Source organism: Ruegeria sp. C2, from assembly GCF_056537765.1.
Genome location: NZ_JBQFRZ010000001.1, coordinates 1,371,779 through 1,385,695, shown reverse-complemented (window position 1 = coordinate 1,385,695; position 13,917 = coordinate 1,371,779). Strand labels below are relative to the sequence as shown.

At 58.2% G+C, this 13,917-nt stretch carries 14 protein-coding genes, 2 tRNA genes and 1 riboswitch; of the genes, 4 read left to right on the top strand and 12 right to left on the bottom strand.

Features of this window, described 5'->3' with window-relative positions; genetic code table 11:
• Nucleotides 1-2: 2 nt before the first annotated feature.
• Both cobW and ACR0IV_RS07055 read right to left on the bottom strand, forming a co-directional pair.
• On the bottom strand, nucleotides 3-1,058 hold the full coding sequence (cobW, locus tag ACR0IV_RS07060) for a cobalamin biosynthesis protein CobW (protein ID WP_480657248.1): 1,056 nt from the start codon (nucleotides 1,056-1,058) through the stop codon (nucleotides 3-5).
• Complete coding sequence (locus ACR0IV_RS07055) at nucleotides 1,055-1,435, bottom strand: DUF1636 family protein (protein ID WP_480469343.1); 381 nt, start codon at nucleotides 1,433-1,435, stop codon at nucleotides 1,055-1,057. The genes cobW and ACR0IV_RS07055 overlap by 4 nt, the downstream gene beginning before the upstream one ends.
• An 85-nt stretch (nucleotides 1,436-1,520) precedes the next feature.
• Nucleotides 1,521-1,726: riboswitch (cobalamin riboswitch) on the bottom strand.
• Between the two features lie 31 nt (nucleotides 1,727-1,757).
• On the opposite strand from ACR0IV_RS07055, the gene ACR0IV_RS07050 reads away from it, so the two are divergent.
• Both ACR0IV_RS07050 and ACR0IV_RS07045 read left to right on the top strand, forming a co-directional pair.
• Nucleotides 1,758-2,828, top strand: a complete 1,071-nt coding sequence (locus tag ACR0IV_RS07050; protein ID WP_480469344.1) for an NAD(P)-dependent oxidoreductase — start codon at nucleotides 1,758-1,760, stop codon at nucleotides 2,826-2,828.
• Between the two features lie 123 nt (nucleotides 2,829-2,951).
• Nucleotides 2,952-3,749: a DeoR/GlpR family DNA-binding transcription regulator gene (locus tag ACR0IV_RS07045; RefSeq protein ID WP_480469345.1), complete on the top strand. Its 798-nt coding sequence runs from the start codon at nucleotides 2,952-2,954 to the stop codon at nucleotides 3,747-3,749.
• A 63-nt stretch (nucleotides 3,750-3,812) separates the two neighbouring features.
• Here the strand turns inward: ACR0IV_RS07045 and ACR0IV_RS07040 are convergent.
• The 6 genes from ACR0IV_RS07040 to ACR0IV_RS07015 all read right to left on the bottom strand — a co-directional run bounded on the left by ACR0IV_RS07040 (nucleotide 3,813) and on the right by ACR0IV_RS07015 (nucleotide 8,620).
• Nucleotides 3,813-3,887: transfer RNA gene (locus tag ACR0IV_RS07040), tRNA-Glu, on the bottom strand.
• 21 nt (nucleotides 3,888-3,908) lie between these two features.
• A tRNA-Glu gene (locus ACR0IV_RS07035) sits at nucleotides 3,909-3,983 on the bottom strand.
• A gap of 109 nt (nucleotides 3,984-4,092) precedes the next feature.
• A complete protein-coding gene (gene recJ, locus ACR0IV_RS07030; RefSeq protein WP_480657249.1) occupies nucleotides 4,093-5,835 on the bottom strand; it encodes a single-stranded-DNA-specific exonuclease RecJ in 1,743 nt (580 codons plus the stop codon).
• Nucleotides 5,836-5,925: 90 nt separating this feature from the next.
• Nucleotides 5,926-6,909: a class II fructose-bisphosphatase gene (gene glpX, locus ACR0IV_RS07025; protein WP_480469347.1), complete on the bottom strand. Its 984-nt coding sequence runs from the start codon at nucleotides 6,907-6,909 to the stop codon at nucleotides 5,926-5,928.
• A 69-nt stretch (nucleotides 6,910-6,978) separates the two neighbouring features.
• A complete protein-coding gene (locus ACR0IV_RS07020) occupies nucleotides 6,979-8,265 on the bottom strand; it encodes a homoserine dehydrogenase (RefSeq protein WP_480469348.1) in 1,287 nt (428 codons plus the stop codon).
• Between the two features lie 106 nt (nucleotides 8,266-8,371).
• Nucleotides 8,372-8,620 (bottom strand): hypothetical protein, encoded by a 249-nt coding sequence (locus ACR0IV_RS07015; RefSeq protein WP_480469349.1) that lies wholly within the window; start codon nucleotides 8,618-8,620, stop codon nucleotides 8,372-8,374.
• Nucleotides 8,621-8,709: 89 nt separating this feature from the next.
• Between ACR0IV_RS07015 and ACR0IV_RS07010 the strand changes: the two genes are divergently transcribed.
• Nucleotides 8,710-9,297, top strand: coding sequence for a TetR/AcrR family transcriptional regulator (locus ACR0IV_RS07010; RefSeq protein ID WP_480657250.1), 588 nt, complete (start codon nucleotides 8,710-8,712; stop codon nucleotides 9,295-9,297).
• Nucleotides 9,298-9,299: 2 nt separating this feature from the next.
• Here ACR0IV_RS07010 and ACR0IV_RS07005 read toward each other — a convergent pair whose 3' ends face one another.
• Nucleotides 9,300-10,211, bottom strand: a complete 912-nt coding sequence (locus tag ACR0IV_RS07005) for a pirin family protein (protein ID WP_480657251.1) — start codon at nucleotides 10,209-10,211, stop codon at nucleotides 9,300-9,302.
• Nucleotides 10,212-10,369: 158 nt separating this feature from the next.
• On the opposite strand from ACR0IV_RS07005, the gene ACR0IV_RS07000 reads away from it, so the two are divergent.
• Nucleotides 10,370-10,840: a hypothetical protein gene (locus ACR0IV_RS07000; RefSeq protein WP_480657252.1), complete on the top strand. Its 471-nt coding sequence runs from the start codon at nucleotides 10,370-10,372 to the stop codon at nucleotides 10,838-10,840.
• Nucleotides 10,841-10,850: 10 nt separating this feature from the next.
• Here the strand turns inward: ACR0IV_RS07000 and ACR0IV_RS06995 are convergent, their stop codons facing one another.
• The 3 genes from ACR0IV_RS06995 to ACR0IV_RS06985 are packed head-to-tail and all read right to left on the bottom strand — an operon-like array spanning nucleotide 10,851 to nucleotide 13,693.
• A complete protein-coding gene (locus tag ACR0IV_RS06995) occupies nucleotides 10,851-11,477 on the bottom strand; it encodes a TadE/TadG family type IV pilus assembly protein (RefSeq protein ID WP_480469353.1) in 627 nt (208 codons plus the stop codon).
• Between the two features lie 3 nt (nucleotides 11,478-11,480).
• Nucleotides 11,481-12,014 (bottom strand): TadE/TadG family type IV pilus assembly protein, encoded by a 534-nt coding sequence (locus ACR0IV_RS06990; protein ID WP_480733649.1) that lies wholly within the window; start codon nucleotides 12,012-12,014, stop codon nucleotides 11,481-11,483.
• Nucleotides 12,011-13,693, bottom strand: a complete 1,683-nt coding sequence (locus tag ACR0IV_RS06985; protein ID WP_480561515.1) for a TadE/TadG family type IV pilus assembly protein — start codon at nucleotides 13,691-13,693, stop codon at nucleotides 12,011-12,013. The genes ACR0IV_RS06990 and ACR0IV_RS06985 overlap by 4 nt, the downstream gene beginning before the upstream one ends.
• Nucleotides 13,694-13,917 lie beyond the last annotated feature (224 nt).

The window sequence follows — 13,917 nt, the reverse complement described above, 5'->3', positions numbered from 1 at the left end:
CTTTACTCGGCAGCCTCGGTCACACCCACGAGGATATCGCGGATTTCGGTCTCTTTGATATCGTCATGCTCGGCGATCACCACCAGACGCGAGCGGCGTTCCTCGCCTGGTTCCCAAGGGCGGTCATACTGATGGCGCACGCGCGCACCGACGGCCTGAACCAGCAGGCGCATGGGCTTGCCCTGAACGGCGGCATAGCCTTTGACGCGCAGGATGTTCAGTTCTTTGGCCAGACGTTCGATTTTCGCCACCAGATCGAGCGGATCGCTCTGTTCGGGCAACTCGACGATGATGCTTTCGAAATCGTCATGTTCGTGGTCGTGATGACCGTCGTGATGGCTGGGACGCGCGTCCATGTCATCCTCGGCGGCGGCTTCCAGACCCAACACGACACGGACGTCAACGACGCCCTCGGCAACTTCAACAACGGGCAGGGGGCGCGGGGCCTCTGCAGCGATGACCTCTTTGGCCTTGGCGACACCTTCGGGGCCGGCCAGATCGGGCTTGGTCAGCAGGATGATATCGGCGCAGGAAATCTGATCTTCGAACACCTCGGACAGCGGCGTTTCATGATCAATCGAGTCATCGGCCATGCGCTGGGCATCCACCACCTCGACATTCGGGGCAAAGCGACCGGCAGCGACCGCCTCGGCATCGGCCAGTGCGATGACGCCATCGACGGTGATTTTCGAACGGATATCAGGCCAGTCGAAGGCCTTTAGCAGCGGTTTCGGCAGCGCCAGACCGCTGGTTTCGATCAGGATGTGATCAGGGCGCGGCTCCAGCGCCATCAGCGCTTCGATGGTCGGGATGAAATCGTCCGCCACGGTGCAGCAGATACAGCCATTGGCCAGTTCCATGATGTTTTCCGCCGGACAATCGGGGATCGCGCAGGATTTCAGGATATCGCCATCAACGCCAACATCGCCGAATTCGTTGACCACCACGGCCAGACGCTTGCCCTGCGGGTTCTGCATCAGGTGGCGCACCAGCGTTGTCTTGCCCGAGCCCAGAAAGCCGGTGATCACAGTGACGGGAAGTTTCTCAAGGTTGCTCATTTCAGGGCTCCAATCGGGGGAATACGGGCCGCACAGTTTTTGCGGAAATGTTCGGGGCGTTCGCGCCATTTGACCAGACCATCCTCGGTCGCGAGGTATTTGGTGGCACCCTCCACGATCATGTCGACGTGGTCGGTTTCGTTGAGGTGTTCATACACGAAGGTCCAGCGATCCGGCCCCCCGCGCAAGACGATGGAACAGCCCTCATCGCAGTTCGACAAGCATTCCACGGCTTTCAAGGTGATCCCTTCGGGCAGATCGGCCTGCTCAAGCGCCTTGTGCAGAAGTGCACCGGGGCGCTGCGCATCATCTTCGACAGGCAGCCCGCGACGGCAGGTGGTGCAAACCAGCAGCTCGACCGGAGCGGTCTCGGTCATGTCTCTCATCCCCCCAAATCCTCTTCGTGGGGGACGGGGTTTCATGCGGGTCGCTTTTGACCCGACACCGGAACACCCCGTCCGGTTTAAATCTCGGGCGTTGGCAGGTCTCCCGGCTTGCGGATGTCAGAGGCGGGCCTCTGTCGGATGTCCCGCCTTCCCGGCCTTGCGGCCAGTGGCTTGGGCACCCTCTCCGTTCACGGTCGCGGGGGCGGCTGCGTTTGACGGAAAACCCGCTGACGCATTCCCTTTTCATCTGCGCACGCAGACACCAACGAAAGGGACATGCGGCACGCTTGGGCTGCTTGTCAAGCGAGTCGCGATGATCAGCGAGGAAGCAGGTAAAAAGCGACCTGTCGAGGTCGCTGGGCGGCATGATCCATCTGTGGTGACGTGTTGGCATGGATCACAAGACGCGAACAGGAGGATGCGGCGCATGAAAGTAGGGTTTATCGGGCTGGGAAATGTTGGGGGCAAGCTCTCGGGATCGCTGCTGCGTAACGGAATCGATTTGACGGTTCATGACCTGAACCCGGATCAGGTGACCCGATTTGTCACCGAGGGTGCCAAAGCCGCTGAAAGTCCGGCGCAGTTGATGCGTGATTGCGACGCGGTGATCACTTGCTTGCCTTCACCCGCCGCCTCGGACGCCGTGATGCAAGAGATGTTGCCCGAGGTCGGCCCCGGCAAAATCTGGATGGAGATGTCGACCACCGATGAGGCTGAGGTCAAACGCCTTGGTGCCATGGTCATCGAACAAGGCGGCGCAGCGGTGGATTGTCCGGTTTCAGGCGGATGTCACCGGGCTGCGACGGGCAATATCTCGATCTTCGCTGGCTGTGACCGCGAAACGTTCGAGCGTATTATGCCCTTCCTGACGACCATGGGGCGGCGCATTCTGCACACAGGTGAACTGGGGTCGGCCTCGGTGCTGAAAGTGCTGACCAACTATCTGGCCACCGCTAACCTGATCACCTGCGCCGAGGCTTTGGTGACCGCCAAAGCAGCTGGAATGGATCTTGGAACCACCTATGAGGCGATCAAGATTTCGTCGGGCACCTCGTTCGTGCACGAAACCGAAAGCCAGGTCATCTTGAACGGTTCACGCGATATCTCGTTCACCATGGACCTGGTGAAAAAGGATATCGGCCTGTTTCAGGAGGTTGCCGACCGCGCCGGTGTCCCCCTTGAGGTGAATCCGGTGATGATCAAGATATTCGAAGACGGCATCGCACGCTACGGCGAGCGCGAGTTGTCCCCGAACATCATCAAACGCCTCGAAGATGCGACCGGACTTGAGATTCAAGCACCGGGCTTTCCACCCGAAATGCTGGATGATGAACCCGAAGAGCCCGGCTATGAGGTCATTCCGCAAAACCGCGCTGCGCCGTAAGCCTGTCTGTTGTCATTGAGCCAAACCAAGTCGGCCGCTTGCAGCGGTCGGCCTGTTTCGGGTTGATCACTGACCGCATTCCGTGTCTTTGTTTGGGTAAATTTGGGAAATACGGAGCGTCCAGTGAAAACCCGCAGCCCGCACACCCATCGTGAGCTTGAACTTCTGGATGTTCTCCGTCGTCTGGGCGGGACAGCCCGAAACTCGGAACTGGCCAAAACACTAGGGGTCTCTGAGGAAACCGTGCGGCGCACGATCAAGTCGCTCTCAGCCTCGGGCGCGGTCGAACGTGTGCATGGCGGCGCTTATCTCGCCGGCACCCAAGGCGACCCCAGTTTTTTTCGCCGTATAGCGCAACACTCTGAAGAAAAGCGGTTGATCGCGGGGCATGTGGCGAGCCTGATACGGGACGGGATGACCGTCTTTCTGGATGTCGGCTCGACCACCGCTTATGTGGCCGAAGAGCTGCGGCAGTCGGGAAACCTGACCGTCGTGACCAACTCGATCGGGGTGGGGCAGACCCTGGCCGGAACCAATGGCAATCGTGTGCATTTGCTTGGGGGCGAACTGCAAAGCGATGAGCGCGGCGCATTCGGTCACGTCACGCATCGGCAGGTACAGCGTTATGCGTTTGACATCGCAGTGCTCAGCATCGATGCGATTTCGGCACGTCGAGGTTTCTTGTACCACAGTTCAGTTGAGGCAGACCTTGCGACTGTTGTCGCCAGCAACACCGACCGACTGTTTGTGGCTGCGGCGCATTTTAAATTTGGTGAAACCGCGCCTTATGTCGGACCCGAGCCGCGTATGATCGATCTACTGGTCACGGACCAAGCACCTACCGGGGATGTTGCCAAGGCATTGAAGCAATGGGGTATTCGGATCGAGATTGCAGAAACCAATCACCGGCAAGCTGGCTAGTCGTTGCGCTTAAGCGTAGCCACAATCATTCAATCAGAGATCACGATGAGTGGATTGGAAAAATGGCAGCCCGTAGGGGAATCGAACCCCTCTTTCCAGGTTGAAAACCTGGCGTCCTAACCGATAGACGAACGGGCCACTTGGTCCAGACAAGCAAAGTGGCAGCCCGTAGGGGAATCGAACCCCTCTTTCCAGGTTGAAAACCTGGCGTCCTAACCGATAGACGAACGGGCCACGCTGGCTTGTGGAGGGCCTTTTACGGTTTACCTTCCCCCCCCGCAAGACGAAAAACGCAAGCCTGCGAAACTTTTTTGACCGTTTTCGAGGTGCGTTGAAGCAGGTGTCAGACGGCCTCTGCAGCGTCTTCCAGCCGCAGCTGTACGCTCTGTCGGCCACCCCAGGTATTCACCTCAAGCCGACCCGCAAAATGGAACCGAGCGCCGCCGTGATTGGACAGGCGATCTCCCAACGGACCCTCGAATGCGCCAAAGGCGATAGCGTCCAGTCCACCGGACATGCCATCGGACAGGGACAGTTTCAGATGTGTCTCACCTACGCGCTTGGCAAAGCGCACTTGCAAGTCGGGCAGGGCATATCGAGGGGCAGGGGCCGCAGCCCCGAATGGTCCTGCTTTTTCAATCTGTTCGATCAGATCGACCGTCGCGGCCCCCGGCATCAGCGCCCCGTCCAGTTTCAGATCGGCTGGGCCGCCTTGGCCTGCGCCCTGTTTGGCGAGAAGTTCCGACAGCCGCTCCATGGCAGGCTCCAGCTGATCGCGCATCACTGTCAGACCCGCCGCCATCTTGTGGCCACCGCCCTTGACCAGCAGCCCCTCAGCCGTGAGGCGCTGGATTGACGCGCCTAGGTCAACGCCCGAGACCGACCGGCCAGAGCCCTTGCCCTCATCCCCGTCAAACCCGATCACGATGGCGGGTCGGTTTGCGGTCTCTTTCAACCGCGATGCGACGATGCCAACGACGCCGGGATGCCAACCGTTGCCCGCAGCCCAAACCAGCGGCGCATCCAGCCCGCGCTCTTCGGCCTGCGTCATGGCTGCCGCGCGCACCGCGTTCTCAATTTCGCGCCGTTCGGTGTTCAGAGCATCCAGCCGCTCGGACAGGGCTTCGGCCTCGGAAACCGAGTCGGTGCTTAGCAAACGTGCGCCCAGATCGGCCTGCCCAATGCGCCCACCCGCATTCACACGCGGCCCCAGCAGAAACCCCAGGTGATAGCTGTTGGGCGCGGTATCCATGCGCGCCACGTCCGACAGCGCGACCAGCCCCGGTCTTTGCCTTTGGGCCATAACTTTCAACCCTTGCCGGACCAGCGCCCTGTTGGCCTCGATCAGCGGCGCAACATCCGCTACCGTGGCCAGTGCCACCAGATCCAGCATCGCCATCAGATCCGGCCCTTTAGCCCCTGCCTCGCGCAATTGGCGCCCTGCTTCGACCAGCATCAGGAACACCACGGCAGCGGCGCAGAAATACCCCAGATCGCCGCTTTCATCCTGCCGGTTCGGGTTCACCACGGCCACGCAATCCGGCAGTGTTTCTCCACCCAAATGGTGGTCCAGAACGATCACATCCGCGCCCTTCGCTGCCGCGATAGGTTCGTGGCTAAGCGTTCCGCAATCCACGCAGATGATCAGATCATGGCTGGCCGCTAGTTCCTGCATGGCAGGCACGTTTGGGCCATAACCTTCGTCGATCCGGTCGGGCACATAGAGCGTTGCAGCAATCCCCATCTGACGCAACCAAACCAGCAACAGCGCCGCTGAGCTGCCCCCGTCCACATCATAATCTGCGAAGACCGCGATCTTCTGGCGCTTGCGCACGGCTTCCAGAAACCGGGTCGCGGCGCGCTCCATGTCTTTCATCGAACGCGGATCAGGCAGCAATTCCTTCAGCTTGGGCTCCAGAAATCCAGAGGCTTCCATGGCCGGCACTCCGCGGCGGGCCAGAACCTGACACAGGGCACGCGGCAGATCAGTCTGTTGCGCCATCATCTCAGCCGACCGCTCGACCTCGATCGCCGGTCCAACCCAACGCCGTCCTGTCAACGATTGCTCAACACCCAGAAACGCCACGTCTCACCTCATGCACCAAGGCCGGACCCTATCGGACCCGGCCTTTAATCTTTTTACCAATACGCTCGACGAAGGCAGCGGCGCAAGTCGCTAAGCGTCGTTATGCGACCACATCGGCGTGCGGTAGGACATACGGCGCACCGAGCCCGTCTTGGACCGCATCAGCAGTGTTGTTGTCTCAACCCAGCCCGGCTCGCGCTTGATGCGCGGCAGCAGCGAGCCGCCGGTTACGCCGGTGGCGGCAAAGATCACATCGGCTGTCACCATCTCGTCGCGCGCGTACACGCGGTCCAGATCGGTGATGCCTGCCTTGGCGGCGCGGCCACGCTCGTCATCGTTGCGGAACAACAGGCGGCCAAAGATCTGACCGCCCATGCATTTCAGTGCTGCGGCAGCCAGCACACCCTCAGGCGCGCCGCCTTGACCCATATACATATCGATGCCGGTCGCTTCGCTCTCGGCACAGTGCATGACACCAGCCACATCACCATCGGTGATCAGACGGATCGAGGCCCCGGTCTCGCGCACTTCGGCGATCATCGCCTCATGGCGTGGACGTTCCAGAATGCAAACGGTGATATCGGCAGGCTCACAGCCTTTGGCCTTGGCAAGCGCTTCGACCCGTTCGCGCGGGGTCATGTCCAGATTGACAACATTCTCAGGATAGCCGGGGCCAACCGCCAGCTTGTCCATATACACATCCGGTGCGTGCAACATCGAGCCGCGCGGACCCATGGCGATGACGGTCAGCGCGTTGGGCATATCCTTGGCGGTCAGGGTGGTGCCTTCCAGCGGGTCCAGCGCGATATCCACGCCCGGGCCGTTGCCCGTGCCGACCTCTTCGCCGATATAGAGCATCGGCGCTTCGTCGCGTTCACCTTCGCCGATGACGACAACGCCCGCGATATCCAGCAGGTTCAACTGCTCGCGCATGGCGTTCACCGCAGCCTGATCGGCGGCTTTTTCATCACCCCGTCCAACCAGCGAGGCCGAGGCCAGCGCGGCCTGTTCCGCGACCCTTGCCAGCCCCAAAGACAGCAGGCGGTCGTTAAAATCGATCTTGGCAGCACTCATATTTTGGTATCCTCAGGTCAATAAAGCCGTAATGTCCGGCATAGCTTGCGTTTCATGCAGGCCGCAAGCTCAAACCTCTTCAATCCGCAGCGCAACAGGCTCGCCCGCGATGACATCGGTATCGCGCAAGCCCTCGAGCGCGACGTCCAGTGTTGTGCGGGTGGTCTTGTGCGTGACGATCAGTACGGGCGCGGTGCTTTCGGCATGACCATACTGGCGCATCCGGTCGATTGAGACACCGGCATCCCCCAAAATGGCGGCCACTTTGGCCAGCGCACCGGGTTTATCCAGCAGGCCCAGCCGCAGATAGTAGGGCGCGGGCAGCCCTGTGACGGCAGGCTTTGCCTCTTCCAGCGACGTGGCAGGCCGTCCGAATGTCGGGATATGCAGCCCGCGCGCCAGATCACAGACATCGCCCATCACGGCGCTGGCCGTTGGTCCTTCGCCTGCGCCAGGGCCACGCAGAATGATCTGTTCGACCGCGTCACCATCCAACACAACCATATTGGTGCCGCCTTCCAGTTGGCCCAGCGGCGAGTCACTGGGAACCAGACAGGGCTGCATCCGTTGCTCCAGCCCCCGCGCGGTGCGTTGCGCCACGCCCAGCAGCTTGATCCGATAGCCCATGTCATCAGCCTGATCGATATCATCCAGGCTGATCTGCTGTATGCCTTCAATCTCGATTCCGTCGAAATTTGGCTTGGTGCCGAATGCAATCGATGACAGCAGCGCCAGTTTGTGCGCCGCGTCGATGCCGCCCACATCCAGATTTGGATCTGCTTCGAGATAGCCCAGCTGCGCACATTCCTCGAACAGCGCGTTATAGCCAAGTTGCTGCGACTGCATCCGCGTCAGGATGTAATTGCAGGTGCCGTTCATCACACCCATGACGCGCGTGATATCGTTCCCTGCCAATCCTTCGGTCAGAGATTTGATGACCGGGATGCCACCTGCCACTGCGGCTTCAAACCGGATCACACGACCTGCAGCCTCGGCCTTCTCAGCAAGCTCCTGCCCGTGGATCGCCAGCAGCGCCTTGTTGGCTGTAACCACATCCTTGCCGCTGGCCAGCGCAGCCTCGACCGAGGCCTTGGCCGGGCCGTTTTCGCCGCCCATCAGTTCCACAAACACATCGATATCGTCGCGCTTGGCCAAAGCAACGGGGTCGGTCTCCCATGCGTAGTCCGACAGGTTCACGCCACGATCCTTGCTGGCGTCACGGGCCGACACGGCGGTGATCTCAATGGGACGTCCGGTGCGCGCCTGCAGCAGGTCCGCATGGCGACGCACAATCTTGACCACGCCCACACCGACGGTTCCCAAACCCGCAATTCCAAGCCGCAGCGCCTGTGTCATTCCCTTGGGTCCTTTCGCTCGAAATTCCGCCGCTGGCGGGCCATCCTTTGCGCGCTGCCTTAGCGGGTTCAGGGCAGGGGTGCAATCCGTCAGAGCGTCTTGCGTGCTAGTTTATCTGGGCGTTTTGAAGGGCCTCGGCCCGTTTCGCCAGTGCCTCGCTGCGGGCAGTCAGGTCCTCTTCGACCTCGGCCGCCTCGTTGACCGGATCAACGGGCGCGCCCAATGTGGCATCCAAAGGAAGCAGCTTGGGGTAGGGGGACCTACGCAACGCTTCGGTTTCGCTGCCTTCCAACTCGGGGATATCGGCGCAGCCTGCGGCGGTGAGCAGCAGGAATATCAGTGGTAGAGGCTTCATAACGTGCGGCATAGTCCCCGTGATGCACCTTTTGTCAGCGCTGTTCAAGCGGGCTTCTATCTGAACAAATGTTCAGATACTGTATTGCCATGGCGCGCACGCAAGGTTCACATTCTGATATCACCGGTCCCCGTATTCGCAAGGCTGCGTTGGGCCTGTTTGCCCGTCATGGCTATGCCGCCGTGTCCATGCGGCAGATCGCGGGTGAGGTCGGCGTACAGGCCGGCGCGCTCTACAACTATACGCCCGACAAGCAAAGTTTGCTTTATCGTTTGATGCGAGAGCATATGCAGGACCTGTTGTCTGCCTATGACGATCTCACCCGATTTGATGATCCACAGGATGCGCTGCGCCAGTTCGTAGGCTTCCACATCCGTTTCCATCTGGAGCGCCCGGATGAGGTTTTCATCGCCTATATGGAACTTCGCAACCTGACGCCTGATAACTTCTCCGAGATCGAATCTTTGCGTCGCCAGTACGAGGATTCACTCGAGAGCATCTTGCAGCGTGGACATCAGACCGGGCAGTTTGCCGTCAGCGATACCAAGATCGCCACCTTGGCGGTCATTGCCATGTTGAACGGTGTGATCACCTGGTATCGCAGCGGCGGGCGGTTGTCTCTGGATGAGGTCGAACAGGTCTATTGGGACATGGTGCGCAAGGCCGTGTCCGCCTGACCCTAGTGGGCCGGGCGGATGAAGGTGCCGTTGCGCAGCTCTCGAAACGCCTGCTGCAACTCAGCCTGAGTGTTCATGACAATCGGACCATGCCACGCCACGGGTTCGTTGATCGGAGCCCCCGAGATCAGCAGAAACCGCACGCCATTGGGACCGGCCTGAACTGTCACCTCATCGCCTGAGCCAAAGCGGATGAGTGTTCTGTCCCCGGACATATCGCGGATATTGACCTCTTGCCCCGCGATCTCCTTTTCCAGCAATATACCAGTCGGTTGCGACGCATCGGCAAAAGCGGCCTCACCTTCGAACACATAGGCGAAGGCACGGCGATACGTGTCGATGCGAAAGGTCTTCCTCACACCTGCCGGTATGCTGACGTCCAGATATTGCGGATCGGCTGCGATCCCGTCGACCGGGCCGGTGCGCCCCCAGAACTCGCCCACGATCACGCGCACAATGGTGCCATCATCGTCAGTGATTTCGGGAATATCGCGGCTTTGAACATCCTGATAGCGCGGCGCGGTCATCTTCTGATCCGATGGCAGATTGCCCCACAACTGGAACCCGTGCATCTGACCGCTGGCCGCGCCTTTCGGCATCTCCTGATGCAGAATGCCCGATCCGGCGGTCATCCATTGCACGTCACCCGCCCCCAGCGTTCCGCTGTTGCCCAGCGAGTCACTGTGATCGACGGTTCCTGACAAAACATAGGTGATCGTCTCGATCCCGCGGTGTGGATGCCACGGGAAACCGGCCATGTAGTCCCGAGGGTGTTCGTTCCGGAAATCGTCAAACAGCAGAAACGGATCCAGCTCCGACGGATCCTGAAATCCAAACGCCCGGTGCAGTTTAACGCCTGCGCCTTCCATCGTCGGCACGGCCTTGCGGGTTTCCACAGTAGGTCTGAGTGACATCGAAGCCTCCATCATAACTGGACGCAATCTAAGCCGGGGGCCTGTGCAATCAATTCGCGCAGATACACGCGTTCTGTGCAGGGGTGCTCAGACCCATGACGGGCACTGTCCTTTGCTTGTCAAAGCAGCTAAAGCAGGCAAGAACGCAGGAGAGACACATGCAAGAAGACGTGCTGGCCACGGTCGCGGCCTCGGCCCCGCGCCGCTGGATGGGGGTAGGGATGCTGACCACGGTCGGAGCGCTGGTGATCTATGTCGCACTGGCCACGCCGCCTCAACTGGGCTGGCAAGTGTTCCTGCTTTTGGTCGGAGCAGCTTCATTCTGGCTGTCTCGCTGCATGTGGGTTGCAACCGCAGATACAATTGAACTGACCCGATCATCGCTACGGACGGGATCAGGGCAGGTGATATGCAGCTTGGATGAGATCGAAGCGGTCGACCGCGGCGTCTTTGCCTTCAAACCATCGAACGGTTTTCTGATCAAAACCCGCAACTCGGGGGCGAACGCCTGGGCCCCCGGTCTCTGGTGGCGCCTGGGTCGCCGCGTTGGCATCGGCGGCATGACAGCCGCCGCCGAAACCAAGTTCATGTCAGAGATGCTGACAGCGATGCTGGTAGAGCAGGGTTAACCCGCTCTGCTCATGCTCCGCTACCCTCTTGCGCGTCATCAATGTCGTTACCGACATCTTCAAGGTCAATAATCAGGGTTCTGAAGTCGGCCGAGATTTCATTTGTGAAACGCGGACGAGTGAATATGAAATTATCGAAAGAAATATCTTTCACCAGGATTTCGTTAAAGATTGGCACATATTCATTCGAGGTCTCGACCAGGATCAAAGTGTCTCGATTTGGCATCGGAGGTAGCGCTGCGCGTATGTCTTCGACATTGTCGTCCGTCCATATCCAACTGTAACCGCGCGCAGTCGACCACTGTACGTAGTGGCGATCATCGTCCTCATCAAAGACCAGCAGGGAAACACGCATAGACATTGGTGATCCATTGTTCACCATGCGTATCATCAATTCGTAAAGCGAGTTAATATAAGTATCGTTGATGGTCTCGGTTTCGCGCGAGATGAGGTCGCCGATCGTGTAGGCGGCCTTCAAGTTGGATGCGCTTTGGCGAAATCCCTCAAACCAAGTGTAAGTGGCCGTGGCAGTCCAGAGCAGCATTGGGAAAATCAGGACAGCATCAACTGTCATTGTCCCCACTTCATTCCGCTTGAAAAGCCTAAAGCTCTTTAGGAGTTTCTTTATCTGTTTCATGACTTAGATCGGCTCCTGAACAAATGCGGTGGTGGCCGTCAGAGAGTATTGCCCCGTCCCATCCGGTATCTTTTTGCCAATCGCAGAGGTTGGAAAAACCGGATCAATCCGCGCACAGGCTCGTAAGATCATCAACTCGTTCGATTGGCCATTGACGAAGTTTCTTACTGGCCTGATCTCTTCGGAATTGTCCGTGCAATCCGGTTGCGCGTCGAGGACGATGCCCTCAAATGCGCTTTGCTGGATCATCTCAAGGCGCAGATTCACCGAGCAGTTTTTGATGAAATGGGCGCGATCACAGATAACATCCTTGATGTCATCATGCTCTCTTATGGTTCCCGTTCCCAGTCGAATGTCACGAACGGTCAAGTCGACCGCTCTTTCAAGCATAGATTGATGCATCGTGACAAGTGCCAGTTCCACAGCCGACAAGATGAAGAACATGAAAGCGGGAAATATCAATACGAACTCGATCGTCGCCGTACCATTTTCCGAACGGCGAAAGCGCCGTGCAAGAGAAGCCAATTTACCCATCATTGTGTCAGTCTCAGTTTGCGGATTGACGAGGCGATCGATGCGAACGCGTCTTCGAGGTCCAACCCTTTTACATTGTACACGTGGCTATCCGAGCTCGCGCAATCCTGCAGCAATTTGTAACCACTGCGCGGAGCTTCGAATGCGATGCCATAAACGACGATTCCTTGGTCCTTGGCAGAGTTACAGATGTGTTTTGTGCGCTGGTTTTTTGCAGAGGTTTCCACCTTCGAGAAAGCCTTGCTGTACCACTCGGCCCACGCGCTGGATTGCCAGTAGTAGTTATACCGGGCGTTCCAAGCCAGCGAAACGCGATTGAAGAGTTCTGGGTAGGTTAGACGCACTGCCTCGCCGGGCTCTTCATTGGCCGCGGTCTCAGGGTCGGGTGTGCCATAGGGGTGATCCGCCCATTCGTTGCGCTGAGGCCAAAAGAAGTTTGGTTTACCCTGAGAATGATAGATGGTGTAGTCGCCTTCGACGGTGTTACTCCGGCCCCAGTTGGTAAGGTTCCCAGAATCCGGATTGTACCAGACATCCGAATATCCTTGGCGAAGCGAGGGGTTCAACATGTATTGATCGGTGTTCTTGCCATCAGTCATGACAATAGCGATTTTCAACACATCCGAGTTATAGTTTGTCGGGCGTTCGCGGAAGTTCGTCGGAACAATATTTAAGGGCGCAAATTGAGGATCTGGATCGGTTTGTGTCGCCAGTATTCCTACAATGTCGCGCATGCTGGGATCCAGTAAGGCGACACCCCATTTCATGCCGATATCGATAGATGTATTTCCGTTCGGGCTCAATTGGCTGATATGCTTCAACAATTTAGCCCGATTATTGGTGACGGGAGTAATGGCACTACCCGCGCGAACCGGACAGACCGGTATACTGATCCCGTTCTCGGAATAAGTGAACGGATCGAAATGTGCTGTACGTTCGAGCGTGTCACCACGGTGTAAATCTGCATCGCTGTACTGTTCAGGAATGAAGTTCACGCAATGGGAGTAGTTATGCTCATTGGTGACGTTCGTGAACTTGTTCAACAGCTCTTCGCCAGCATTCACCTGGGTTGCGTAGGGGATGATTGAAATCGAAATTTCGTTCTGCCCAGGCTTATCCAGCATTAAGTTCACAAAGTCAGACGCAGCGTCTCTTAGGACCGCCATTTTCGAAAAACTGGGGTCAGCAGACCGTTCGCTCATCGATCCGGAAATATCCAAGATAAGGGAAATCTCGACTGCGCCGATAGATTCTTCCGCGGTGCTTGCAGCCGGCGCAATCATGGATTCAATGCCAGAAAGGCGCATGAAGTTTGTCCGCACAACTGTTTCTGCAGTCGCCGACACCGTGCGCGAGCCAAAGCTCTCTGTAACATCGATAGATTTGAGCCTGTCGCCAAGACCTGCCTTGTCGAGATAGGCTTCTACCACATCTCGCGGTGCTGCGGTTTGGTCGAGGTCCGCGGCCGCGAGAACAGCGCGGTCAAGCGTCGATTGCAGCGTTGCGCGGTCTCGCTCATAGTTCATCATGTCCACGCCAATACCTGTAGCAGCGAGCATCGCGAGGAAAACAAACACTACAAAAAGGGTAAACGCGCCCTCCTCATTTTTGGCGAATTGCCGGAGGGTCGTAAATTTGTTCTTTGGCTTGGCAGAGCCAAAACTAGTTAGATTCTTCTTCATATTGGTGACTCCGCTGAGCAGGCCGATAAAGCCCCCAAGGAAAAAATTACTGTACAACTTTAGTGTTCAAACGTGGCGGGAATTGGGCGAAAAGGGCTTGCTTTTGGCCGGTTTGCGGGCATTTCGAAGATAATCCGGCGGTTGCGCGTGGCTCTGTTGTCGCCCTGTGGACAATTTGGTTCAGAGACGGCTTGAGAGCGACTCAGATCGTTCTGATTTGCGCA